Raw genomic sequence first — 22,440 nt, forward strand, 5'->3', positions numbered from 1 at the left:
AGTGGGGATCATGCGACGGAACCCGGCACCCGCGGAACTCGAACCGGTCGAGGCGTTCTGCAACACGGCAACCCTTCTCCACGGCGGGGACGAGTTCGCCCGGCCGGAGACGGCGGGCGCGTGGCTGCGGGCGCGCGGCTATCCGCAGGCGGTCGCCCCGCCCGAACGGGCGGCGCTCATGAAGGCCCGGGATACCGTACGGGCGTTCCTGGTGGAGCGGACCTCCCCCGAGGCCCTCGACGCCCTCAACCGGCTGATCCGCTCCGTGGCGGGTGCCCCGGCCGTACGCCCGGACGGCACGCTCGCGCTGCGCCCGGCGGGCGACGAGCCGGTGGCGGAGATCGTACGAACGGTGCTCGAAGCCCTGCTGCGGGACGGCCTGACCGGGCGTCACGCGACGCGGCTCAAGGCCTGCGCGGCGCCGGAGTGCCGCTGGGTCTTCTACGACCGGGCACCGTCGTCGAACGGCCAGTGGTGCGACATGAACGTGTGCGGCGCCCGGCACAAGATGCGGGCCTACCGCGCCCGTACGGGTGCCGCCGCCCGCCGGGACGGCTGAGGCCGTGGCCGCTCAACCCCGCGTCGGGGCCGTTGGGGTGGCCACCGGGCCTCTCGGGGGGCGTGGTGCCGCCGGACCGGCGGGGACGGTTCCTGACGTCGACCACTGACGCCCCCGGGCCCGTACGGCACGCTCCGGCCCGCCCGGACGACGGGCCGTCGCCTCCGTGGCATCCCCCGTTCCCGCCGACGGCGGACCGCGGCGGACCGTTCCGGTGACCGGGCTCAACTCCCCGTACGGGCCGTCCGTCGACCCTGCGGGGACGCTGTACGTCGCGGACTTCGACAACGACCGGGTGGTGGCGCTGCCGGTACGCGGCGGCGGTCAGCGGACGCTGCCCGTCGCGGGCCTGCACACCCCGGCCGGGCTTGCCGCCCTGCCGCCGCCGGGGCGCGACGGCTGCTGACGGGCCTACGGAGCCGTGACGGTCAGGTCGCCCCGACGCGGCGAGGCGAACGCGTCCAGGTCGGCGCGGGTCAGGCCGGTCAGCCGGGCGACCTCGGCGGTGTCCAGCGCGCCGCAGTCGATGCCGCGCAGCAGATAGCCGCTGAGGGCCTTGGCGGTGGCGGGCTCGTCCATGACGTCACCGCCGGCCTTGGCGACGTACGCGGCGAGCCGGGCGGCGGCGGGCTCCAGGCCCTCGCGGTAGAAGGCGTAGACGGCCGCGTAACGCGTCGGCAGGTGGCCGGGGTGCATGTCCCAGCCCTGGTAGTACGCGCGGGCCAGGGCGCGGCGGGTGAGGCCGTAGTGGAGCCGCCAGGCCTCGTGGACCTGCGCGGTCGGGCCGACGGGAAGGACGTTGGTGGAGCCGTCGGAGACGCGTACGCCGGTGCCCGCGGCGGCGACCTGCATGACAGCCTTGGCGTGGTCGGCGGCCGGGTGGTCGCTGGCCTGGTAGGCGGCGCTGACGCCGACGCAGGCGCTGTAGTCGAAGGTGCCGTAGTGCAGGCCCGTCGCCCGGCCCCGGGCCGCGTCGATCATGCGGGCGACGGCGGCGGTCCCGTCGGCGGCGAGAATGGACTGGCTGGTCTCGATCTGGATCTCGAAGCCGATGCGGCCCTCGTCGAGGCCGTGGGCCTTCTCGAAGGCTTCGAGGAGCTGGACGAAGGCGGTGACCTGCTCGGGGTACGTCACCTTCGGCAGGGTCAGCACGAGCCCCTCGGGCAGCCCGCCCGCCGCCATCAGGCCGGTGAGGAAGACGTCGGTGGTGCGGATCCCCCGGTCACGTACGCCGGCCTCCATGCACTTCATCCGGATGCCCATGTACGGGGCCGCCGTGCCGTTCGCGTACGCCTCGGAGACCAGGCGCGCGGCGCGGGCGGCGGCCTCGTCCTCCTCGGCGTCCGGGCGGGGGCCGTAGCCGTCCTCGAAGTCGATGCGCAGGTCCTCGACGGGCTCACGGCCCAGCTTCGCGCGTACGCGGTCGTGGACCGGCCCGGCCAGCTCCTCGGGGATGCCGAGGACGGCGGCGAACGACGCGGCGTCGGGGGCGTGTTCGTCGAGGGCGGCCAGCGCCTGGTCGCCCCAGGAGCGGAGGGTGCCGGGCTCGAAGACGTCACCGGGTACATAGACGGTGTGCACGGGCTGGCGGGTGCCGGGGTCGCCCGGGTAGCGGCGCGCGAGCTCCGCGTCGACCGCCGTGAGGGAGGCGCTGATCTCCTCGCTGACCGTACCGGCGAGGCTCGTTGCCACCTTCTCCTGCTGACCCATGACCGTACCCTCCACGCTCTCGCCGTTTCCGCTTCCCGGAATCAACAATCCGTATAGTGAAGTTATAAGGCCACTCGACCTGCGTCAATGGTCGCCCGGAACGGCGCTGGGCCGCGCGGTGGGGTGCACCGTGCGGCCCAGGGCGGGTGTTGCTGGGTGTTGTTCAGCCCTTGCGGGTGTTGATCTCTTCGGTGAGCTGGGGGACGACGGTGAAGAGGTCGCCGACGACGCCGTAGTCGACGAGGTCGAAGATCGGGGCCTCGGCGTCCTTGTTGATCGCGACGATGGTCTTGGAGGTCTGCATCCCGGCCCGGTGCTGGATCGCCCCGGAGATACCGGAGGCGATGTAGAGCTGGGGGGAGACGGACTTGCCGGTCTGGCCGACCTGGGATGTGTGCGGGTACCAGCCCGCGTCCACCGCAGCACGCGAGGCACCCACCGCAGCACCCAGGGAGTCGGCCAGCGCCTCGATGAGGGGGAAGTTCTCCGCCCCGTTGACCCCACGGCCACCCGAGACCACGATCGCGGCCTCGGTCAGCTCCGGACGCCCCGTCGACTCACGCGGGGTCCGCGCGGTCACCTTCGTACCCGTGGCACCCGCACTGAACGACACCGACAGCGCCTCGACCGCACCCGCGGCCGCAACGGGCTCGACGGGGGCGGAGTTGGGCTTGACGGTGATGACGGGGACGCCCTTGGAGACACGGGACTTGGTGGTGTACGAGGCGGCGAACGCGGCCTGCGTGGCGACCGGGCCCTGGTCGCCGGCCTCCAGGTCGGTGGCGTCGGTGATGATGCCCGACCCGATGCGCAGCGCGAGGCGGGCGGCGATCTCCTTGCCCTCGGCCGAGGACACCACCAGCACCGCCACCGGGGACACCGCGTCGAACGCCGCCTGCAAAGCGTCCACCTTCGGCACCACGAGGTAGTCGGCGAACTCCGGGGCGTCGGCGGTCAGGACCTTCACCGCACCGTGCTCACCCAGCACGGACGCGGCGGCCTCCGCACCAGCCCCCAGGGCGAGGGCGACCGGGTCACCGATACGGCGGGCCAGCGTCAGCAGCTCCAGGGTGGGCTTGCGGACCGCACCGTCCACGTGATCGACCAGAACAAGAACTTCAGCCATGACAACGCACTCCAGACGAGAAGAGGAAGAGAAGAGAAGGGGTGGGCCGAGCGTGCGGGCCTAGATGAACTTCTGGCCCGCGAGGAACTCGGCGAGCTGCTTGCCGCCCTCGCCCTCGTCCTTCACGATCGTGCCCGCCGTACGCGCCGGCCGCTCGGTCGCCGAGTCCACGGCCGTCCACGCACCCGCCAGGCCGACCTCGTCCGCCTCCAGACCCAGATCATCCAGATCCAGCGACTGAACCGGCTTCTTCTTCGCCGCCATGATCCCCTTGAACGAGGGGTAACGCGCCTCACCGGACTGGTCGGTCACCGACACCACCGCCGGCAGCGACGCCTCAAGCCGCTCCGAGGCCGTGTCACCGTCACGGCGCCCGGTCACCACACCGCCGTTCACCGCGACCTCGGACAGGAGGGTGACCTGGGGGACGCCCAGACGCTCGGCCAGCAGGGCCGGCAGGACACCCATGACACCGTCGGTGGAGGCCATCCCGCAGATCACCAGGTCGTAACCGGTCTTCTCGACCGCCTTCGCCAGCACCAGCGACGTACCCATCACATCGGTGCCGTGCAGATCGTCGTCCTCGACGTGAACAGCCTTGTCCGCACCCATCGACAACGCCTTGCGCAACGCGTCCTTGGCATCCTCGGGACCCACCGTCACCACGGTGATCTCCGCATCGTCCGCCGCATCCGCGATCTGCAACGCCTGCTCGACCGCGTACTCGTCCAGCTCCGACAGCAGACCGTCGACATCCTCACGGTCCAGCGTCAGGTCATCGGCGAAATGCCGGTCACCGGTCGCGTCGGGCACGTACTTCACACAGACAACGATCCTCAAGCTCACGCCGGCTCTCCTACTGCATCGTCATTTCTGGGCTGCCTTGTTGCACGCAGCATAGGCGCCTTACAGGGCCGTTTCCGGTCGGGCCGACCGGGCTCCCGGCCGATATTACTCGCCAGTACACCCAGTCTCTTACCCCTGAGCAAGCGCTCGGCACTGTGACCTTGCCAACGGCGGAAACGTCCCTGCACCGCCCTCGCCCGCTCGCCCTCAGTCTCGCAGAGCCGTGAACCGCCCCTGGTGGTAGACCAGCGGCCGGCCGGCCCCCGACGGGTCGCCGGCCACCGCCTGGGCGATGACGATGCGGTGGTCGCCCGCCGGGATGCGGGCCACGACCCGGCAGACCAGCCAGGCGGAGACGCCGGCCAGCAGCGGAACGCCCTCGGGGCCGCTGCTCCAGTCGGTGGACGGGCCGAAGCGGTCGGCGCCGCTGCGGGCGAAAGTGGTGGCGAGCTCCTGCTGGTGCTCGCCGAGTATGTGGACGCCGACGTGCTCGGCCTCGGCCAGCACCGGCCAGCTGGAGGAGGACGTCCCGATGCCGAAGGAGATCAGCGGGGGCTCGGCGGCCACCGAGTTGAGCGAGGTGGCGGTGAAGCCGACCGGCCGCTCGCCGGTGGCGGTGATCACCGCGACGCCCGCGGCATGGCGGCGGAAGACGGAGCGCAGGAGCTCGGGCGAGGCCGTGAGGGAGGAGGCGAGTTCGGGCGATGCCGTCATGGAGGTGTCCTTCTGCGGGAGGGGCGTACGGGGCCGTGGTTGCTCAGGCACCCGGACAGCGCGCACTCGCGTGGCGTGCGAGGTCCACATGGACCCGGCCGTAGAGAAGGAGTTCTGGCGGCATAGCGTCAGACTGACGATGCGTGGCGGGTGCAGTCAAGTGCGTCCCGGAATGTGGGAGATGTGTCACGGCCCGTCATATGGCCCGTCCCAGCGCCGCGACGACGTCGGCGGTGCGGGGCTGTCCCGACGCGCGGCGGACCACTTCGCCCGCGCGGTCGAGGACGAGCACGGTCGGCGTCTTCGTGATGCCGAGTTCGCGTACGAGCGTGAGATGCGCCTCGGCGTCGATCTCGATGTGGGCGACCCCCTCGACCATGGCGGCCACGTCCACGAGCGTGCGGCGGGTGGCCCGGCACGGCTGGCAGAAGGCGGTGGAGAACTGGACGAGGGTCGCCCGTTCCCCCAGTTCCGCGCCGAGTTGGGCCGCGTCGAGACGCTGCCCGGGTGTTCCGCCGTCCACTGTCGCCTCCTGATCAGAGCTCTTCGCAAAGAGTCAGCACCGGCCGGGGGCAGGACATTCCCGCAGCTTGGAGGGGGCGCGCACGTGACGAGAATCTCGCGCCCGAGGCCCACCGGGACTGGCCACGGGCCCGCGCATGGGGCACCATCGCCACAATGCCGAAAACCTACGGCTGCGTAACTTCCGCCGGGAGAACCCTCCCCAGGCGCTGAAGAAGGGTCTTCTCCAGATGGCAGAACTCGTCTATCGACCGGTCATCGGCGCCGCTCGCACACTGTTCAAGGCGCTCGACCTGAAGATCGACACTCAGGGTTCGGAGCACATCCCGAAGACCGGTGGCGCGGTGCTGGTCAGCAACCACATCAGCTATCTCGACTTCATCTTCACCGGCCTGGGCGCCCTGCCGCAGAAGCGGCTCGTCCGCTTCATGGCGAAGGAGTCGGTCTTCCGGCACAAGGTCTCCGGTCCGCTGATGCGCGGGATGAAGCACATTCCGGTCGACCGGAACCAGGGCGAGGACGCGTACGCGCACGCCCTGGAGTCGCTGCGTTCCGGTGAGATCGTCGGTGTCTTCCCCGAGGCCACCATCTCCCAGTCGTTCACGCTGAAGAGCTTCAAGTCGGGTGCCGCGCGCCTCGCCCAGGAGGCCGGGGTTCCGCTGATCCCGATGGCGCTGTGGGGCACGCAGCGGATCTGGACCAAGGGGCGGCCGCGCAACTTCAAGCGCAGCCACATCCCGATCACCATCCGGGTCGGCGAGCCCGTGGAGGCGCCCGCCGACCAGTACGCGGGTGCCATCACCCGGCGGCTGCGGGAGCGCGTGCAGGAGCTGCTGGAGGCCGCCCAGCGGGCGTACCCGGTGCGCCCGAAGGACGCGAGTGACACGTGGTGGGTCCCCGCCCATCTCGGCGGTACGGCCCCGACCCCGGCCCAGGTCCGCGAGCTCGGCTGACCGAACCCCCCTGAGCCCCCGGCGTGTGCCGCCGGGGGCTCACGTCGGGGTTCCGCCCGGTCGGCTCCATGGCCCCTGAGCGCACGAAGCGGCCGACCGGAGATCCATCGATTTCCGGTCGGCCGCATACTCATACGCAGGTTTAGCTGCTGCTACCGCGCCATTTCTTCCTTCAGCGCCTGGAGGAAGGCGTCGACATCGTCCTCCCGGGTGTCGAACGCGCACATCCAGCGGACGTCACCGGCGGTCTCGTCCCAGAAGTAGAAGCGGAAGCGCTTCTGGAGCCGCTCGCTGACCGCGTGCGGCAGCCTCGCGAAGACGGCGTTGGCCTGGACCGGGTAGAGGATCTCCACGCCGTCGATGGCGCGCACGCCCTCGGCGAGGCGCTGGGCCATGGCGTTGGCGTGGCGGGCGTTGCGCAGCCACAGATCCTTGGCGAGCAGCGCCTCCAGCTGGACGGAGACAAAGCGCATCTTGGAGGCGAGCTGCATGGAGAGCTTGCGCAGGTGCTTCATCGCCCGGACAGCGTCCGGGTTGAGCACGACGACGGCCTCGCCGAACAGGGCGCCGTTCTTCGTGCCGCCGAAGGACAGCACGTCGACGCCGACCGTGTTGGTGAACGTCCGCATCGGCACGTCCAGGGAGGCGGCGGCGTTGGCTATCCGGGCCCCGTCGAGGTGCACCTTCATGCCGTGCCCGTGGGCGTGGTCGCAGATGGCGCGGATCTCGTCCGGGGTGTAGACGGTGCCCAGCTCGGTGTTCTGGGTGATCGAGACGACCTGCGGCATGGCCCGGTGCTCGTCGTCCCAGCCGTACGCCTGCCGGTCGATCAGCTCGGGGGTGAGCTTGCCGTCCGGCGTGGGTACGGTGAGGAGCTTGAGGCCGCCCATCCGCTCGGGCGCGCCGCCCTCGTCCACGTTGATGTGGGCGGACTCGGCGCAGATGACCGCGCCCCAGCGGTCGGTGAGCGCCTGGAGGGCCACCACGTTGGCGCCGGTGCCGTTGAAGACCGGGAAGGCCTCGGCGGTGGGGCCGAAGTGGCTGTGCATGACGCGCTGGAGGTGGCCGGTGTAGTCGTCCTCGCCGTAGGCGACCTGGTGGCCCCCGTTGGCGAGGGCGATGGCCGCGAGGACCTCGGGGTGCGCACCGGCGTAGTTGTCGCTCGCGAACCCGCGCACCTGCGGGTCGTGGTGGCGGCGCGCGTCGGTCCTCACGTTTGCGGGGTCAGCCACAGGCGCTTTCCGTTCACTTCGGGGGCGGGCTTGTCCCAGACGCCGGCGATGGCCTCGGCCAGCTCCGTGACGTCGGTGAAGCCCGCGAACTTCGCATTCGGGCGCTCGGCGCGCATGGCGTCGTTCACCAGTGCCTTGACCACCAGGATCGCAGCCGCTGCCGCCGGGCCGTCCTCGCCCCCCGCCTTGCGGAAGGCGTCCCCGAGCGCCAGGGTCCACGCCTCGGCCGCCGCCTTGGAGGCGGAGTAGGCCGCGTTGCCCGCGGTGGGCTTGCCCGCGCCGGCCGCGCTGATCAGCAGGTAGCGGCCCTTGTCGCTGCGCTGGAGGGGCTCCTGGAAGGCCAGTGAGGTGGACTGGACGGTGCGGATCAGCAGCTTCTCCAGCGTGTCCCAGTCCGCGAGGCTGGTCTCCTGGAAGCTGGGGCTGCCGCGCCAGCCGCCGACGAGGTGGACCAGGCCGTCGATCCGGCCGAACTCGGCCTCGGTCCGCTTGGCCCAGTCCCGGGCGGCGTCGAGGTCGAACAGGTCGACGGTCTCCCCGGTGACGGTCGCCCCGCCGTGGGCGTAGCGGGCGGCGTCCACCGCCTCGGCGAGCCGCTCCGGGTTGGCGTCGCAGCCGACGACGACCGCGCCGGCCTCCGCGAGGCGCAGCAGCGTCGCGCGGCCCGCGGGCCCCGCCGCTCCGGCGACCGCGATCACAGCCCCTTCGAGCACACCCGTCCCCTCGCCCTTGCCGATTCCGTTCATGGCCACCGCCTCCTCGGGAGATGCGTTCACGCGGCTGCCTGCTCGGCGCTCGCGGCGGTAATTCCCTTGGTGGAGGCAATCACGTGCTTCAGCTTCTTGGCGAGCGCCTCATAGAACATGCTCAGGGGAAACTCGTCCGGAAGCACGTCGTCGACGAGCTTGCGAGGGGGTTGTGTGAGGTCCAGGGCGTCGGGGCCCTTGGCCCAGGTGGATCCGGGGTGCGGGGCGAGGTAGGTGGAGACCAGGTCGTAGGCGGCGAACCAGTGGACCAGCTTGGGGCGGTCGATGCCGTCGCGGTAGAGCTTCTCGATCTCGGCGCAGAGCTGGTTGGTGACCTGCGGGGCCAGCTCCCAGTCGATCTTCAGCGTGTTGTCGGTCCAGCGGACGACGTCGTGCTTGTGGAGGTAGGCGAAGAGCAGCTGCCCGCCGAGGCCGTCGTAGTTGCGGACGCGCTCGCCGGTGACCGGGAAGCGGAACATCCGGTCGAAGAGGACCGCGTACTGGACGTCGCGGCCGTGGGCGTTGCCCTCGGCCTCCAGCTTCACGGCCTCCTTGAAGGCGGTGAGGTCGCAGCGCAGCTCCTCCAGGCCGTACATCCAGAACGGCTGGCGCTGCTTGATCATGAACGGGTCGAACGGCAGGTCGCCGTGGCTGTGGGTGCGGTCGTGGACCATGTCCCACAGGACGAAGGCCTGCTCGCAGCGGCTCTGGTCGCCGATCATCTCGCGGATGTCCTCGGGCAGCTCCAGGCCGAGCAGCTCCACGGAGGCCTCGGTGACGCGGCGGAAGCGGGCGGCCTCGCGGTCGCAGAAGATGCCGCCCCAGGTGAAGCGCTCGGGGGCCTCGCGCACGGCGATGGTCTCCGGGAAGAGGACCGCGGAGTTGGTGTCGTAACCGGCGGTGAAGTCCTCGAAGGTGATCCCGCAGAAGAGCGGGTTGTCGTAGCGGGTGGCTTCGAGGCCGGCGAGCCACTCGGGCCAGACCATCTTCAGCACGACCGCTTCGAGGTTGCGGTCCGGGTTGCCGTTCTGCGTGTACATCGCGAAGACGACCAGGTGCTGGAGGCCGTCGACACGGTTCTGCGCGGGCTGGAAGGCGAGCAGCGAGTCCAGGAAGTCCGGCACGCGGAAGCCGTCGGCGGCCCAGCGGCGCAGGTCGGTGACGAGCGCACGGTGGTAGGCGGCGTCGTGCGGCAGCAGCGGGGAGAGCTCCTCCACCGCGCCGATCACGCGCTCCAGGACCCGCTCGACGGTCGCGGGGGACGGGGCGTCCTCGGCCTCGAAGTCGATGGAGCCGTCCTTGGACTGCCAGGGGCGGATCTCCTCGACGGCATCCCTGAGCGCGGGCCACGCCGGGTGCTCGACCACCCGGGGGGCAGCAGCTATCGCGCCGTCGGCGGCATCGTGCACAAGAATTTCCGTCATAACACTTCCTCCACGGGAGAACCTCGCGTTCAGTCACCGTAGCCGCGCGGGGTTACTTCACACAAGTGAAGCCCCGAAAATTATCCTGCCGAACCCCTATGGTCACCGCTGTTTTTCCTGCCGTACGCCGGGTAGGCGCACAGTTCCATCAGTCGTTCCGGCGTCCGGCCGACCCGGCCCGCACAGCGGCAGACATCCGCGGCCCCGGCCGTTACCCTCCCCAGTGCCGTGATGCCGGATCTCCGTCCGTATCTCCGTGCGGGCAGGAGCAGTTGGCGGTCAGCCGCCGACGGAAACGAGGTCGCCTTGTCCTTTCTCACCCTGGGTCACCGTGGAGTGATGGGCGTAGAGCCCGAGAACACCCTGCGCTCCTTCGTCCGCGCGGAGGAGGCGGGGATGGACGCCATCGAACTGGATCTCCACCTCAGCAAGGACGGCGCGCTCGCCGTGATGCACGACGCCGACGTGGACCGCACGACCGACGGCACCGGGCCGATCGCGGGCAAGACCCTGGCGGAGCTGCGGGAACTCGACGCCGGGAAGGGGGAGCGGATCCCGGTCTTCGAGGAGGTCCTGGACGCGGTGGAGGCCCCGCTCCAGGCCGAGATCAAGGACGTGGCGGCGGCCCGGGCGCTGGCGGAGGTGATCCTGGCGCGCGATCTGGTGGGGCGGGTGGAGGTCTCCTCGTTCCACGACGAGGCGGTCACCGAGATCGCCCGGCTGGTGCCGGGGGTACGTACGGTCCTCATCGCCAGCCGCTGGAGCGGGGACATCGTGGAGCGGGCCAAGGCGGCGGGCGCGGCGACGCTGGCGCTGAACATCCGCCGGCTCACGCTGGAGGTGGTGGAGCTGGCCCACGCGGAGAGCGTCAAGGTGATCGGCTGGGTGGTGAACACCCAGGACCAGCTGCGGCTCGCCCGGGCGCTGAACCTGGACGGAGCGACCACCGACTTCCCCGAGATCCGCCGCACGGGCCGCTTCACCGCGTGAGGCCCCCGGCCCCTGTCAGGCCTCAGGCCGAGGCGATGTCCTTGACCAGGAGCTCGAAGGCCAGGTCGTCCCGCTGCGGGATGCCGAAGCGCTCGTCGCCGTACGGGAACGGCGTGAGCTGCCCCGTACGCCGGTAGCCGCGCCGCTCGTACCAGGCGATCAGCTCCTCACGCGCCGATATCACCGTCATGTGCATCTCGGCCACGCCCCAGCTCTCCCGGGCCGTGCGCTCGGCCTCGGCGATGATCACCTTGCCGAGGCCGCCGCCCTGGGCGCCCGGACGGACCGCGAACATGCCGAAGTACGCGGCCTCGCCACGTCGTTCGAGCTGGCAGCAGGCGATCAGTTCGCCGTCGCGCTCCACCGCCAGCAGCCGGCCCGCGGGAGCGTTGATGACCGCGCGCACACCGTCCTCGTCGGTCCGCTGCCCCTCCAGGAGGTCGGCCTCGGTGGTCCAGCCTGCGCGGCTGGAGTCGCCGCGGTAGGCCGACTCGATGAGCGCCACCAGCGCGGGCGCGTCCGCGTCGGTCGCGTCGCGGAAGGTCAGGCGGGCCGAGCCGGGGGGCGTGGCGGTGTCCATGGTGGAACGCTCCGTTCTCTGCTGCTTCTCTGCTGCTCTCCACGTGCCGTGCACGCGTGCGGGTCGAGGGTAACGCGACCCGGAGCGCCCCTTCCGGGCCCCGGCGCACCCCCTTCACGCCCCTGCGCGCCGGGTTCGACGGCTCGCGCTCGGGCATCGACTACAGCGGTGCCGTACGCCGCTCCAACGGCGCGGTACGCCCGGCTGTACGTCCGAGGGGGGGGAGGTTTCGCGTGCACGGAGGGGTCCTGGCCGGCTGGCTGATGGTGGCGTTGTGCGCGGTGAGCGGCGCCTACTGCCTGCTGCGCACCCGCACCGGCACCCCGCAGGAGCGCGGGACCGCGCGCGGTGAGGCGCTGATGGGCTTCGGCATGGCGGCGATGGCCCTGCCCGCGGCGGTCCTGACGCTCCCGGAGGGGACCTGGGCGGTGTACGGCGTGGTCTTCGGCGCCGCCGCGCTGCGGGCGCTCCGGTCGGCCCGGCGCGGCGCCCACCATCTGCACCACCTGGTCGGTTCGCTGGCGATGGTCTACATGGCCGTGGCGATGGCCCCGGGGGCGGCGGGCGCGGGCGGGCATGCCGGGCACGGAGCGGCGGCGGGCGGCGCGGGGGGCGTGCCGCTGCTCACGGGGGTGCTGCTCCTCTACTACGCGCTGTACGTGCTGCGCTCCGCCGGACACCTCATACCGGCGGGCACGGGCGTCGCGAGCTTCGCGGGCGGCAGTGCGGAGGGGGTCGTACGCGGCGGCGGGGGCGGCGCGGCGGGCGGGGGGAACGAGCTGACGATGGCCTGCCGGCTCACGATGGGCATCGCCATGCTCGCCATGCTTCTCACTCTGTGAGACGGATCGCGGGACAGAGGCCTTCCCCGCCGTGGTCTACGTCACTTGCCGGGCGCAGCCGTACCCCCGGATCGCCCGCCCCTCATAGGCTGACGCCATGCTGGTCTCCCTCGCGCTGCTGCTGCTCGGTGCACTGACCGCTCTGGTGACCCCGCGCCTGATGGCCCGGGCCCGGTGGCCGGAGCGGGAACCGGTGGTGGCGCTGTGGGTGTGGCAGTGCGTGGTGGCCGGGGTGCTCGTGTCGTTCGCGCTCTCCATGACGTTCAGCGCGGCCGCCGCCTGGCAGGCGGTACGTGGCCATGTCTTCGCCCCCGCCCCGCACGCCGTGGTCGAGGCGTACGCCCTGGCCGCGTACGGTCCCTGGTCGGCGGTGATCGCGGTGCTGCTGGCGCTGGGCGGCCTGTGGAGCGGCGCGATGCTCCTGCGGGAGGTCCGGCGCGCGCGGCGGCGCCGCAAGCAGCGCCGGGCGGAGCTGCTGGTCCGCTCCCCCCTGCTGCCGGGCGAGGAGCCCGGTCCCGATCGGCTCGTGGTGCTGGAGGGTGAGCGCCCGGACGCCTGGTGGCTGCCCGGTGCGGCGCCCCAACTGGTCATCACCACCGCCGCTCTCGGGCGGTTGAAGGGCCGTCAGCTGGATGCCGTGCTCGCCCATGAGCAGGGCCATGCGCGGGCCCGCCACGACTGGCTGCTGCACTGCTCATCGGCGCTGGCCGTCGGCTTCCCGCAGATCCCGGTGTTCGCCGCGTTCCGGGACGAGATGCACCGGCTGGTGGAGCTGGCCGCCGACGATGTGGCCTCGCGCCGCTTCGGCCGGCTGACGACCGCGCTCGCCCTGGTCGGGCTCAACGAGGACCGCGGGGTCTTCGGCCCCTGCCCCACGCCGGACGCCCAAGTGCCGTTGCGCGTCAACCGGTTGCTGGCCCCGGTCGACCGGCTGACGGCGGGCCGTCGGCTGCGCCTGACGGCGGCGGCCGCGCTGGTCCCGGTCGTCCCGCTCGTGGTGGCCTTCGTCCCGGGGCTCCGCGCGCTGGGCTGAGCCTGGGGGAACGCCGCAACACGGCCGGAATCCCGCGCTCCGCGTTGGCCACGCGGCGGTGGCGTCCGCGAGGATCGCCCCATGCACTCCCCCCACACCATCCGGCCGGCCCCCTCCCCCCGCCCGATGGCCGCCCTGGCAGCGGGAACCGCGGGCGCCGCACTGTTCGTGGTGCTGCTCACCCTGGTCGCGGCCCAGTGGCAGCCCCTGATCTCCCTGGACCGTACGGTCGCCGAGAGTCTGCACCGGCACGCGGTGGCCGACCCGGGGCTGGTCCGGGCCAACCGGGTACTGACGGACTGGTTCTGGGACCCGTGGACGATGCGGGCCCTGGTCGCGGTGGCCGTGATCGCCCTGTGGCGGTACGGCGCCCGGCTGCTCGCCCTGTGGGTGGCGGCGGCCAGCCTGCTCGGCTCCCTCCTCCAACAGGGGCTGAAGGCCGCCGTGAACCGCGAGCGCCCCCGCTGGCCCGACCCGGTGGACACCGCCCACTTCGCGGCCTTCCCCTCCGGGCACGCCATGACGGCCGTGGTGAGCTGCGGGCTGCTCCTGTGGCTGCTGCGGCTGTACGGGGCGGGCCCGGCGCTGTGGGCTGGTGCGGTGGCCGTGGCGGTGGTCTCGGCGCTCGGGGCGGCGGTGACCCGGGTGTACCTGGGGGTGCACTGGCTGACCGATGTGGTGGGCGGGGCGCTGCTGGGGGCGGCGGTGGTGGCGTTCACCGTCGCCGGATACGCCTGGAGCGCGGCCCGGCGGGCTCCGGAGCCCGGAGTGTGACGGATATCCCGCCCCGAACACCCGCTGTGTGAGGGATATCCCGTCCCGCAAGGGGTCGGATCATCGGATCGGGGCCGTAGCCTTGTATCCATGTCCCCGATGTCGTCGTCGTCCGTTTCCACGCGTTCCGCCACAGAGATCAACGCGGCCATCCGCGGCCTGTGGCAGCGCTCGGGCGGCTACCTGTCCCCGCAGGACGAGGCGGAGTACCAGCGGCTGCTCGTGGAGTGGGCCGCCGCGACCGGCGGCAACGCCCGTACCCCCGCCTGAGCCCCGGACCGGATCCGGTCCCGGGAAACACACCTGACTCCGGCGATCCCCCGCGTCGCCGGATCCAGGCGCGGCATACAGCATGTCCCGGCCCGGCTCATCGGTCAATGAACAGTCTGCGACGCGCGTGCGCACAGGGGCCGGCGTCCGGCGGGCGGGAAGAGCCGCCCGGCGGACGCCGGCCCTGTCTGTGCGGGACGGAGCGGGGACCTCGCCTGCCGCTGGATCAGCGGGCGAAGTAGTCCGGCTGCGTCTGCACGTTGAGCTCGTCCAGCTTGACCCGGTCCGCCGGGTCGGTGCGCCGGTCGTTCAGCTTCAGCACGTCGAAGCCCTTGGCGATGTCGCTGGAGTAGATGTGGCCGTTGTAGTAGTACGCCGACCAGGGGCCGGCCGTGGTGACCTGGTCGAGGGTGACCGGGCCGCGCTCGAAGAAGGCGATCTCCTTCGGCTTGGCCGAGTTGGTGAAGTCCCAGACGGAGATGCCGCCCTGGTACCAGGCCTGGACCATCAGGTCGCGGCCCTTCACCGGGATGATCGATCCGTTGTGGGCGACGCAGACCTCGACGTCGGCCTGGTGGCGGTCGATCTTGAAGTAGCTGCGGAAGACCAGCTTGCGCTTGTCGCCCTTGCCCACGATGTCGTAGATGCCGTCGGCACCGCGCTTGGGGCCGATCTGCTCGTTGCAGGTGGCCGCGCCGCCACCGCCGAGCTCGTCGGTGAAGACGACCTTGCTCGCACCCTGGTTGAAGGTGGCCGAGTGCCAGAACGCGAAGTTCACGTTGTCCTGGACCCGGTCGATGATCTTCGGGCGCTCCGGGTTCTTGATGGAGAACAGCAGGCCGTCACCCATGCAGGCACCGGCGGCCAGGTCCTTGGAGGGCAGGACCGTGATGTCGTGGCAGCCCGTCGTCTTGGAGACGCCCGGGTTCTCGGGCGCACCCGGGTTGCCGCCGTCCGGGAACAGGTTCGTGAAGTTGACGAGCTTGGCCTTCTGGGGCGCCTTCAGCGGCACCTTGATGATGGAGATCCCGTCGTGCGGCGGCTGGCAGTCGGGGAACGTCTCGCTCGGCGAGTACGAGGAGACGTAGATGTAGATGTTCTTCTTGCCGTCCGGCACGAGGGTGTGGGTGTGCGAGCCGCAGGCGGTCTCGACGGCCGCGATGTACCGGGGGTGGCGCTTGTTGCTGATGTCGAAGATCTTCATGCCCTCCCAGGAGGACTTCTCCGTGGCGGGCTGGGTGGAGCTGGAGCAGGAGTCGTCGCTGCGCGAGGAGTCGGTCGACAGGAACAGCAGGTTCCCGGAGACCGAGATGTCGTTCTGCGAGCCGGGGCAGAGGACCTCGGTGACCGTCTTCGGCTTCTTCGGGTTGCTGATGTCGTAGATGACGAAGCCGTCGTAGTTGCCGACGTAGGCGTACTTGCCCTGGAAGGCGAGGTCCGTGTTGGTGCCCTTCAGGGCGCCCTTCGGGACGTTCGTCAGGTGCTTGATGTTGGAGCTGTGGACGATCTCGTCCACGCCGGGTATGTCGCCGCCGCGGATCGCCGCGCGGGCCTCCGCCTGCTGACTGGTGGTCACGGAGCCGCGCTCGACCGGGGCGTCGCCCGGGTCGGGCGTCGCCGCTGCGGGTGCGGCGGTCAGCAGCGCGGCGAAGAGCCCGGCCGCGGCTGCCGCCACGCCCAGACGTCTGCGCCGCACGCGGGTGGTGTGCAACGAGATCACTGCGTCCTCCCTTGTATCCGTTCGGGGTTCGAACGGTTCACGGACCCCGGCAGTATCGTCCCTCCCATGTACACATCAACAGATGGCAACAGAGACGTAATGAAGTTTTTGATCTTTGCCCCCGCGCAAGCGTGCTAGGAACGGTCTGCAACTCCCCCACGTGGCACAGGAGGTCGCCGTGTTGATCCACCGTCCGTCCGCGCGTCCCCGCGCAACCGCCTTCGCGGCAGCGGCGGTAGCCGCCGTACTCGCCCTCGGCGGCTGCGACGGCGGTGGCGGCGATACGAAACCGGCCGCGGGCAAGGACGCAGGTCCGGGCGTGGTGGCCCCCGGCAGACCGGGCGAGCCGGCCAGGACGCTCACCGCCGAGGAGGCGGCGAAGGAGGCGAGCAGGGACACCGCGAACTCGGCCGACTTCCGTTACGCGCAGATGATGATCGCGCACCACGCGCAGGCCCTCGTGATGACCGAGCTCGTACCGGACCGGGCGTCCGCCGCGCCGGTGAAGAGGCTCGCCGAGCGGATATCGGCAGGCCAGAAGCCGGAGATCGGCGCGATGGAGGGTTGGCTGAAAAGGAACGGTGGCGAGGACCGTAAACAGCCCCACGACCATGGCGGGATGCCCGGTATGGCGACCGAGGCGCAGCTGAAGGAGTTGCGCGCGGCGAAGGGCAAGGCCTTCGACAAGCTCTTCCTGGAGCTGATGATCACCCACCACCAGGGGGCGATCACCATGGCCACGGAGGCGCTCTCCGAGGGGAACGACGTGTTCGTCGAGGAGATGGCGAGCGATGTCGTCGCCCAGCAGACGGTGGAGATCAACCGGATGCGCGCGATGATGACGTGACGGCCCGCGCACCCCGGCTCTCCATGGCTCGCGCGCGGCCCGCCCTTCCGTGACCTGCGCGCACCCCTCCTGCCCGTGAGCACGGCCCGCCCACCCGTGACCTGCGCACATCCCGCCTGGCCCTGACCCGATCGCGGACATCCCGCGTCCCGGCCGTCGGTGCGATGCTGGAAGCACCCTCCGGGAAGAGGTGCGCCGTGCTCCGTGTCGCCGTCGTCGGTTCCGGGCCCAGCGGGGTCTACACCGCCCAGGCCCTGCTGAACCAGTCGCTCGTGCCCGAAGTCCGCGTCCATGTCCTGGACCGGCTGCCCACCCCGTACGGCCTGGTGCGGTACGGCGTCGCCCCCGACCACGAGAAGATCAAGTCGCTCCAGAACAGCCTGCGGGCCGTCCTGGAGGACGAGCGGGTCGCCTTCGTCGGCAACGTGCAGATCGGCGGGGCGGACGGTGTCCCGCCGGCCCGGCTGGCGGAGCTGTACCACGCGGTCGTCTACTGCGTCGGGGCCGCCGCCGACCGCCCGCTGTCGGTGCCGGGCGAGGAGCTGCCGGGGAGCTACTCGGCCACCCGATTCGTCTCCTGGTACAGCGCGCATCCGGACATCGCCCCCGACGGCTTCGCGCTCCAGGCCCGCTCGGCGGTGGTGATCGGGGTGGGCAACGTGGCCGTCGACGTGGCCCGGATCCTGGCGCGCGGCGCCGACGAACTGCGCGCCACCGATGTGCCGAGGGCCGCGCTCGGGGCGCTGGCCGGGAGCCGGGTGCGCGAGGTACACATCGCGGGGAGGCGCGGCCCCTCCCAGGCCCGGTTCACCACCAAGGAGCTGCGGGAGCTGGGGGCGCTGCCCGGCGCCCGGATCGTGGTCGACCCGGCGGAACTGGCGCAGGACCCGGCGTACGCGGCCCAGGAAGGGCTCCCGCTGCCCGCGGTGGTGCGGCGGAACCTTGAGGTGCTGCGCGGCTGGTCGGCGCTGGGAGAGCCCGGGGTGGCCGATGCCGTACGCCGCATCCGGCTGCGGTTCTTCCTGCGGCCGGTGGAGCTGCTGGAGCGCGGCGGGCGGGTGGCCGGGGTGCGGTTCGCCCGTACGGTTCCGGACGGCGCCGGGGGCGTACAGGACACCGGTGTGTACGAGGACGTGGAGGCGCAGCTCGTGCTGCGGGCCGTCGGCTACCGCGGCGTGGAGCTGCCCGGCCTGCCGTTCGACGCGGTGCGCGGGACGGTGCCGCACGCGGCGGGGCGTGTCCTGCGGGACGGGGCGCCCTCGCCCGGTGAGTATGTGGCGGGGTGGATCAAGCGGGGGCCGACCGGGGTGATCGGCTCGAACCGGTCCTGCGCCAAGGAGACCGTCGCCTCGCTGATCGAGGACGTGCCGCTGCTCGCCCGCCGGCCGGCCGCCGAGGACCCGCTGGCCGTGCTGCGGGCGTGGGGGCTGCGGCCGGTGGAGTGGGACGGCTGGCTGTCGATAGAGCGCGCGGAGGAGGCGCTGGGGCGTTCGCTGGGGCGGGGGCCGGTGAAGATCCCCGACTGGCGGGGGCTGCTGGCGGCGGCGCGCGGCGAGAGTGGCTGATACCCCGCCGCGTCACTCCCGGGTGGCCACCACCAGGCGGGCGCGCGGGGAGCCGTCGGGGCGCTGCCCCAGGTCGGCCAGGGCCATCAGCCGCACGCTGAATCCGGCGTCGGTGAGGTCGTCGAGGACGTCGGAGAGCCGGAACGTGCGGTAATACATGATGAACTTCGGGCGCCACAGGGCGTTGCGCACCCGCATCGCCGCGTCGAAGCCGAGGAGCGACCAGTAGGTGCGCGACCCCACGGCCGGCGGGGCGCCGATCGGGAAGACGAACCGGCCGCCCGGCCGGAGCGACCCGTACACCTCGGCGAAGAGCCCGAAGCGGTCTGCGGGCAGGAAATGGCCGAACGCGCCGATGCTCAGGGCCAGATCGAAGGCCGGGGCGAACGGGAGCGCCAGGGCGTCCGCCCGCACCCAGTCGACCACCGGTCCGCCGTCCCGGGGCGGCAGCGCCGCACGGGCCTCGGCGAGCATGCCCGCGCTGAAGTCGACCCCGGCCACCCGCTCCCGGCACACCTGGCGCAGGACGCCCACACCGGCGCCGGTCCCGCAGCAGACGTCGAGGCCGGTGGAGAAGGGGCCGAGCTGCTCCAGCGCGCGGGTGACGCTGTCGAGGACCCGGTCCGGGGTCCGGTAGGGCGTGTGGTCGAACTTCGGGGCGAGGAGGTCGTAGCCGCGCTCGGTCGACGAGAGCGCCTGGACGGCCAGTTCGCGGAGGGTGGGGCCCTGTTTGGTGAACATCGCGGCCAGCCTACCGAGGCGGAAGGCCTGCCGGGGACCGGAGTTGCCGCTTCCGGCGGCACGACAGCGGCCGGACCTGCGGCCCCGGGGTTCAGCGGCTGCCGGGCAGTCGGCGCCGGAGGGTGATCGCCGTGTTGACGTCGTAACTCTGGCTCCAGGTGCGGCCCGCGCCGGACCTCCAGGTGATGTGGGCCGTGGACCCGTCGGTCCGTACGCGGTCCACGGTCATGGCCCGGTCACCGTCGCGTACGTCACCTCGGCGCAGCTCGCCCGCCGGGACCGTGACGGGCCCGTCGGCGGACGCGTTCTCCGTCTCCTCGGCCGCCCGGACCAGCGCGGCGGCCAGCTCCCGTGCGCCGGCCGGGGTGCACGACCAGCGCAGCTCGCCCGCCGGGGGCGACAGGGTCACGGAGACACGGGGGTCGGGCCCGGCCTGCCCCGGGACCACCGCCACCGGTACGTCGTGACCGTCGGCGTCCGTGATGCCGCTGCCCATCGTCTGCTCCCTCTCGTGCCCGGTTCCACGGTGTGTGCGACTCCAGCATCTCAGCTGCACCGAGGACCGCTGACCAGCGGAATTCGGTTGTGCGGGGTCTGTGGCCGCCCGTAGCTTCACGCCCTGTGAACCCCTTGCCGAATCCTTTGCTGCGCACCGACCGCCTCCTGCTCACCCCGTACACGCCCGCCGACGAGGAGGAGTTCGTCGCTCTCTTCCAGGACGTCTCGGTCTCCCGGTGGATGGGCGACGGGCCGTCCACCGAGGCCGAGGACCGGGCGCTCTTCGGCCGGATCTTCACCGAGGTCTACGCCGGGAACCGCTTCGAGGTCTGGGCGGTCGAGGCCGACGGCGAGCTCGTGGGGCACGCCGAGATCAAGCCGACCGAGGCGTCCGGCGGACACGAGATCATCTACGCACTCGCCCCCAGGGCCTGGGGCCGGGGCCTCGGTACGGAGCTGGCGCTCGCTCTCCTCGGGCACGGGTTCGACACCCTCGGGCTGACGGAGGTGCACGCGACCGTGGCCGCCGGGAACGGCGCCTCCCTGGCCGTGCTGGGCCGGATCGGCTTCGTCCACGTCCGGGACATCCAGGAGGACGACGGCAGCACCACGCGACTGCTGACCTGCCCGCGTACGGCCGTGCCCGCCGAGAACGCGGCGCGGGCTCAGGCCCGGTAGACGTCCAGCCGGCCGCACATCCCGAACCGCCCCCGCTCCACCGGCCGTTGCTCCCGCACCCGGGCCCCGGCCAGATGGTCCCACTCGCCCCGCCCCAGCGCGTCCAGCTGGGCGGCGGTCGCGACGGCGGCCAGGCCCGCGCCCTGCTCCCAGCGGGTGCGCCACTCCTCGACGCGGGGGCGGACGAGCGCGGCGGCGGCGCGGTGGAACGCGGCCAGGGGCTCCGGATCGCCTGCCTCCGCCGCGTCGCGCAGGGCGAGGAACCCCTCCACGGCGAGGTCCCGCCGGGCGCGGGCGGCGCGCTCCCGTTCGGCCTCCGTGCCGTCCGGGGGCAGCGCGGAGGCGGCGCCGTAGACGTCCGGGTCGGCGAGGAGGGCGGGCGGCAGGGTGAGGACGGCGTCACCGGCCTCGGGCAGGCCGCTGTTCTGCATGAGGACGACGACGCGCAGCCCGTCCTCGTTCACCAGCCGGTGGATGGTGCCCGGGGTGAACCAGACGAGCGCCCCGGGGTCCAGAGGCGTCTGCCGGAACCCGGTCGCGGTGAGGGTCTGCACGGAGCCGGTGCCGCCGACGACGACGTACCCCTCGGAGCAGGTGAGGTGCAGGTGCGGGGTGCCGCCGCGCAGGCCGTCGGCGGCGGGCCAGTCGTAGACGGTCAGGTGCGAGACGGCGACGGCGCCGGGCAGTCCTTCGAAGGTCACCACGGGTGCTCCAGGGTCTCGGGGCCCGCCGGCGGACCGCAAGCGCTTTCTAGGGCAGGTGAACGCTAGGTCCGCCGCCGGACGGCGGTCAAGGGTGCCGCCTCCGTCGGGACGCCGGTGGCCGGAGGTGCGGAGCGCGTCCGCGAGCCGCTGTCAGTGGTCGGGTGCAGACTGGCTCACATCCGGCACAACGGCGTATCGGGAGGTCTCCGCCATGACCGACGTACTCCTCACCGTGGGCACCCGCAAAGGTCTCTTCATCGGCCGCAGACGCGAGGGCAACTGGAAGATCGAGGGGCCGCACTTCAACGCGCAGGCGATCTATTCGGTCGCCGTCGACACCCGCGGGGCCACGCCCCGGCTGCTGGCGGGCGGGGACAGCGCGCACTGGGGGCCGTCCGTCTTCCACTCCGACGACCTGGGCGAGAGCTGGGTGGAGCCGCAGCGTCCGGCGGTGAAGTTCCCCGAGTCCACCGGGGCGTCGCTGGAGCGGGTCTGGCAGTTGCAGCCGGCCGGCCCCGAGGCGCCGGACGTGGTCTACGCGGGCACCGAGCCGGCCGCGCTGTTCCGCTCCGAGGACCGGGGCGAGTCCTTCGAGCTGGTCCGCCCGCTCTGGGAGCACCCGACGCGCTCGAAGTGGGAGCCGGGCGGCGGCGGGGAGGGGCTGCACACCATCCTCACCGACCGCCGGGACGCCCGTGCGGTGCTGGTCGCGGTCTCGACGGCGGGCGTGTTCCGGACGAAGGACGGCGGGGAGAGCTGGGACCCGGCCAACAAGGGCGTCTCCGCGGTCTTCCTGCCGGATCCGGACCCGGAGTTCGGCCAGTGCGTCCACAAGGTCACCCGGGACGCGGCCGACCCGGACCGGCTCTACCTCCAGAACCACTGGGGCGTCTTCCGCAGCGACGACGCGGGCGACAGCTGGAGCGACATCGGCGCGGGCCTGCCCTCCGACTTCGGGTTCGCCGCCGTGGCGCACCCGCACCGCGGCGACACGGCGTACGTCTTCCCGATCAACGCCGACGCCGACCGGGTCCCGGCGGAGCACCGCTGCCGGGTCTTCCGGACGCGCGACGCGGGGCGCACCTGGGAGCCGCTCACGGTGGGCCTGCCGGGCGGGGAGCACTACGGCACGGTGCTGCGCGACGCGCTCTGCACGGACGACGCGGACCCCGCCGGGATCTACTTCGGCAACCGCAACGGCGAGTTGTACGCGAGCGCGGACGACGGCGACAGCTGGCAGCAGCTCGCCTCGCATCTGCCGGACGTGCTCTGCGTACGGGCGGTGGCTCTCGGCTGAGTGGCCGGGCAGGGCCGGTGGCCCTCGGCCGACGGCAGTTGATCGGAGTGGTCGTATCACCAGTAGAGT

Annotated in this window: 24 protein-coding genes and 1 pseudogene; 12 read left to right on the top strand and 13 right to left on the bottom strand. The window is 72.1% G+C overall.

Annotated features, from left to right (window positions below):
- Positions 1-10 precede the first annotated feature (10 nt).
- Together GTY67_RS01885 and GTY67_RS01890 are read left to right on the top strand one after the other, a co-directional pair.
- Positions 11-559, top strand: coding sequence for a CGNR zinc finger domain-containing protein (locus GTY67_RS01885; protein ID WP_161277550.1), 549 nt, complete (start codon positions 11-13; stop codon positions 557-559).
- 178 nt (positions 560-737) lie between these two features.
- A pseudogene (locus GTY67_RS01890) lies at positions 738-965 on the top strand (hypothetical protein); the annotation flags it as partial.
- 5 nt (positions 966-970) lie between these two features.
- On the opposite strand, the gene GTY67_RS01895 reads toward GTY67_RS01890, so the two are convergent.
- The 5 genes from GTY67_RS01895 to GTY67_RS01915 all read right to left on the bottom strand — a co-directional run bounded on the left by GTY67_RS01895 (position 971) and on the right by GTY67_RS01915 (position 5,478).
- A complete protein-coding gene (locus GTY67_RS01895) occupies positions 971-2,269 on the bottom strand; it encodes an aldolase/citrate lyase family protein (RefSeq protein ID WP_161277551.1) in 1,299 nt (432 codons plus the stop codon).
- Positions 2,270-2,432: 163 nt separating this feature from the next.
- Complete coding sequence (locus GTY67_RS01900) at positions 2,433-3,395, bottom strand: electron transfer flavoprotein subunit alpha/FixB family protein (protein ID WP_161277552.1); 963 nt, start codon at positions 3,393-3,395, stop codon at positions 2,433-2,435.
- 60 nt (positions 3,396-3,455) lie between these two features.
- Positions 3,456-4,241: an electron transfer flavoprotein subunit beta/FixA family protein gene (locus tag GTY67_RS01905; RefSeq protein ID WP_161277553.1), complete on the bottom strand. Its 786-nt coding sequence runs from the start codon at positions 4,239-4,241 to the stop codon at positions 3,456-3,458.
- Positions 4,242-4,448: 207 nt separating this feature from the next.
- Complete coding sequence (locus tag GTY67_RS01910) at positions 4,449-4,955, bottom strand: flavin reductase family protein (protein ID WP_093693654.1); 507 nt, start codon at positions 4,953-4,955, stop codon at positions 4,449-4,451.
- 196 nt (positions 4,956-5,151) lie between these two features.
- Positions 5,152-5,478, bottom strand: coding sequence for a thioredoxin family protein (locus GTY67_RS01915; protein ID WP_093693655.1), 327 nt, complete (start codon positions 5,476-5,478; stop codon positions 5,152-5,154).
- A gap of 229 nt (positions 5,479-5,707) precedes the next feature.
- Between GTY67_RS01915 and GTY67_RS01920 the strand changes: the two genes are divergently transcribed.
- Positions 5,708-6,430, top strand: a complete 723-nt coding sequence (locus GTY67_RS01920; RefSeq protein ID WP_093693656.1) for a lysophospholipid acyltransferase family protein — start codon at positions 5,708-5,710, stop codon at positions 6,428-6,430.
- Positions 6,431-6,582: 152 nt separating this feature from the next.
- Here GTY67_RS01920 and GTY67_RS01925 read toward each other — a convergent pair whose 3' ends face one another.
- The 3 genes from GTY67_RS01925 to GTY67_RS01935 are packed head-to-tail and all read right to left on the bottom strand — an operon-like array spanning position 6,583 to position 9,832.
- Positions 6,583-7,644, bottom strand: a complete 1,062-nt coding sequence (locus tag GTY67_RS01925) for a low specificity L-threonine aldolase (protein ID WP_176727597.1) — start codon at positions 7,642-7,644, stop codon at positions 6,583-6,585.
- Positions 7,641-8,408, bottom strand: coding sequence for an SDR family oxidoreductase (locus GTY67_RS01930; RefSeq protein ID WP_093693658.1), 768 nt, complete (start codon positions 8,406-8,408; stop codon positions 7,641-7,643). The genes GTY67_RS01925 and GTY67_RS01930 overlap by 4 nt, the downstream gene beginning before the upstream one ends.
- 26 nt (positions 8,409-8,434) lie before the next feature.
- Entirely contained in the window at positions 8,435-9,832 is a 1,398-nt protein-coding gene (locus tag GTY67_RS01935) for a DUF6421 family protein (RefSeq protein WP_093693659.1), read from the bottom strand.
- A gap of 306 nt (positions 9,833-10,138) precedes the next feature.
- On the opposite strand from GTY67_RS01935, the gene GTY67_RS01940 reads away from it, so the two are divergent.
- A complete protein-coding gene (locus GTY67_RS01940; protein ID WP_093693660.1) occupies positions 10,139-10,822 on the top strand; it encodes a glycerophosphodiester phosphodiesterase family protein in 684 nt (227 codons plus the stop codon).
- A 22-nt stretch (positions 10,823-10,844) separates the two neighbouring features.
- Here the strand turns inward: GTY67_RS01940 and GTY67_RS01945 are convergent, their stop codons facing one another.
- Positions 10,845-11,402: a GNAT family N-acetyltransferase gene (locus tag GTY67_RS01945; protein ID WP_093693661.1), complete on the bottom strand. Its 558-nt coding sequence runs from the start codon at positions 11,400-11,402 to the stop codon at positions 10,845-10,847.
- A 233-nt stretch (positions 11,403-11,635) separates the two neighbouring features.
- Between GTY67_RS01945 and GTY67_RS01950 the strand changes: the two genes are divergently transcribed.
- The 4 genes from GTY67_RS01950 (at position 11,636) to GTY67_RS01965 (ending at position 14,321) form a co-directional block, all read left to right on the top strand.
- Positions 11,636-12,244 (top strand): DUF5134 domain-containing protein, encoded by a 609-nt coding sequence (locus GTY67_RS01950; protein WP_161277554.1) that lies wholly within the window; start codon positions 11,636-11,638, stop codon positions 12,242-12,244.
- A 97-nt stretch (positions 12,245-12,341) separates the two neighbouring features.
- Positions 12,342-13,277, top strand: a complete 936-nt coding sequence (locus GTY67_RS01955; RefSeq protein ID WP_093693663.1) for a M56 family metallopeptidase — start codon at positions 12,342-12,344, stop codon at positions 13,275-13,277.
- Between the two features lie 81 nt (positions 13,278-13,358).
- Positions 13,359-14,051 (top strand): phosphatase PAP2 family protein, encoded by a 693-nt coding sequence (locus tag GTY67_RS01960; protein WP_161277555.1) that lies wholly within the window; start codon positions 13,359-13,361, stop codon positions 14,049-14,051.
- A 90-nt stretch (positions 14,052-14,141) separates the two neighbouring features.
- Positions 14,142-14,321, top strand: a complete 180-nt coding sequence (locus GTY67_RS01965; protein WP_093693665.1) for a hypothetical protein — start codon at positions 14,142-14,144, stop codon at positions 14,319-14,321.
- 226 nt (positions 14,322-14,547) lie between these two features.
- On the opposite strand, the gene GTY67_RS01970 is transcribed toward GTY67_RS01965, so the two are convergent.
- Positions 14,548-16,041, bottom strand: coding sequence for a hypothetical protein (locus GTY67_RS01970; RefSeq protein WP_093693666.1), 1,494 nt, complete (start codon positions 16,039-16,041; stop codon positions 14,548-14,550).
- A 160-nt stretch (positions 16,042-16,201) separates the two neighbouring features.
- Here GTY67_RS01970 and GTY67_RS01975 point away from each other — a divergent pair, with 160 nt between their 5' ends.
- Together GTY67_RS01975 and GTY67_RS01980 are read left to right on the top strand one after the other, a co-directional pair.
- Positions 16,202-16,888, top strand: coding sequence for a DUF305 domain-containing protein (locus GTY67_RS01975; RefSeq protein ID WP_343238633.1), 687 nt, complete (start codon positions 16,202-16,204; stop codon positions 16,886-16,888).
- Between the two features lie 197 nt (positions 16,889-17,085).
- Positions 17,086-18,453: an FAD-dependent oxidoreductase gene (locus tag GTY67_RS01980; RefSeq protein WP_161277557.1), complete on the top strand. Its 1,368-nt coding sequence runs from the start codon at positions 17,086-17,088 to the stop codon at positions 18,451-18,453.
- 12 nt (positions 18,454-18,465) lie between these two features.
- On the opposite strand, the gene GTY67_RS01985 is transcribed toward GTY67_RS01980, so the two are convergent.
- Both GTY67_RS01985 and GTY67_RS01990 read right to left on the bottom strand, forming a co-directional pair.
- Complete coding sequence (locus tag GTY67_RS01985; protein WP_161277558.1) at positions 18,466-19,194, bottom strand: class I SAM-dependent methyltransferase; 729 nt, start codon at positions 19,192-19,194, stop codon at positions 18,466-18,468.
- Positions 19,195-19,285: 91 nt separating this feature from the next.
- Positions 19,286-19,690, bottom strand: a complete 405-nt coding sequence (locus tag GTY67_RS01990; protein WP_161277559.1) for a hypothetical protein — start codon at positions 19,688-19,690, stop codon at positions 19,286-19,288.
- Positions 19,691-19,824: 134 nt separating this feature from the next.
- Here GTY67_RS01990 and GTY67_RS01995 point away from each other — a divergent pair, with 134 nt between their 5' ends.
- Positions 19,825-20,370 (top strand): GNAT family N-acetyltransferase, encoded by a 546-nt coding sequence (locus tag GTY67_RS01995; protein ID WP_237502540.1) that lies wholly within the window; start codon positions 19,825-19,827, stop codon positions 20,368-20,370.
- Here GTY67_RS01995 and GTY67_RS02000 read toward each other — a convergent pair.
- Positions 20,358-21,074, bottom strand: coding sequence for a cupin domain-containing protein (locus GTY67_RS02000; protein ID WP_161277560.1), 717 nt, complete (start codon positions 21,072-21,074; stop codon positions 20,358-20,360). The genes GTY67_RS01995 and GTY67_RS02000 overlap by 13 nt on opposite strands.
- A gap of 211 nt (positions 21,075-21,285) precedes the next feature.
- Between GTY67_RS02000 and GTY67_RS02005 the strand changes: the two genes are divergently transcribed.
- A complete protein-coding gene (locus tag GTY67_RS02005; protein WP_161277561.1) occupies positions 21,286-22,371 on the top strand; it encodes an exo-alpha-sialidase in 1,086 nt (361 codons plus the stop codon).
- The last annotated feature ends 69 nt before the right edge of the window (positions 22,372-22,440 follow it).

It is taken from the genome of Streptomyces sp. SID8374, assembly GCF_009865135.1.
In the GTDB taxonomy this organism is placed as follows: Bacteria; Actinomycetota; Actinomycetes; order Streptomycetales; family Streptomycetaceae; genus Streptomyces.

Coding starts and splice junctions, on each gene's coding strand:
- GTY67_RS01885 (WP_161277550.1), top strand. CDS start 11: ATGCGACGGAACCCGGCACCCGCGGAACTCGAACCGGTCGAGGCGTTC.
- GTY67_RS01895 (WP_161277551.1), bottom strand. CDS start 2,269: ATGGGTCAGCAGGAGAAGGTGGCAACGAGCCTCGCCGGTACGGTCAGC.
- GTY67_RS01900 (WP_161277552.1), bottom strand. CDS start 3,395: ATGGCTGAAGTTCTTGTTCTGGTCGATCACGTGGACGGTGCGGTCCGC.
- GTY67_RS01910 (WP_093693654.1), bottom strand. CDS start 4,955: ATGACGGCATCGCCCGAACTCGCCTCCTCCCTCACGGCCTCGCCCGAG.
- GTY67_RS01920 (WP_093693656.1), top strand. CDS start 5,708: ATGGCAGAACTCGTCTATCGACCGGTCATCGGCGCCGCTCGCACACTG.
- GTY67_RS01930 (WP_093693658.1), bottom strand. CDS start 8,408: ATGAACGGAATCGGCAAGGGCGAGGGGACGGGTGTGCTCGAAGGGGCT.
- GTY67_RS01935 (WP_093693659.1), bottom strand. CDS start 9,832: ATGACGGAAATTCTTGTGCACGATGCCGCCGACGGCGCGATAGCTGCT.
- GTY67_RS01945 (WP_093693661.1), bottom strand. CDS start 11,402: ATGGACACCGCCACGCCCCCCGGCTCGGCCCGCCTGACCTTCCGCGAC.
- GTY67_RS01955 (WP_093693663.1), top strand. CDS start 12,342: ATGCTGGTCTCCCTCGCGCTGCTGCTGCTCGGTGCACTGACCGCTCTG.
- GTY67_RS01960 (WP_161277555.1), top strand. CDS start 13,359: ATGCACTCCCCCCACACCATCCGGCCGGCCCCCTCCCCCCGCCCGATG.
- GTY67_RS01965 (WP_093693665.1), top strand. CDS start 14,142: ATGTCCCCGATGTCGTCGTCGTCCGTTTCCACGCGTTCCGCCACAGAG.
- GTY67_RS01985 (WP_161277558.1), bottom strand. CDS start 19,194: ATGTTCACCAAACAGGGCCCCACCCTCCGCGAACTGGCCGTCCAGGCG.
- GTY67_RS01990 (WP_161277559.1), bottom strand. CDS start 19,690: ATGGGCAGCGGCATCACGGACGCCGACGGTCACGACGTACCGGTGGCG.
- GTY67_RS02005 (WP_161277561.1), top strand. CDS start 21,286: ATGACCGACGTACTCCTCACCGTGGGCACCCGCAAAGGTCTCTTCATC.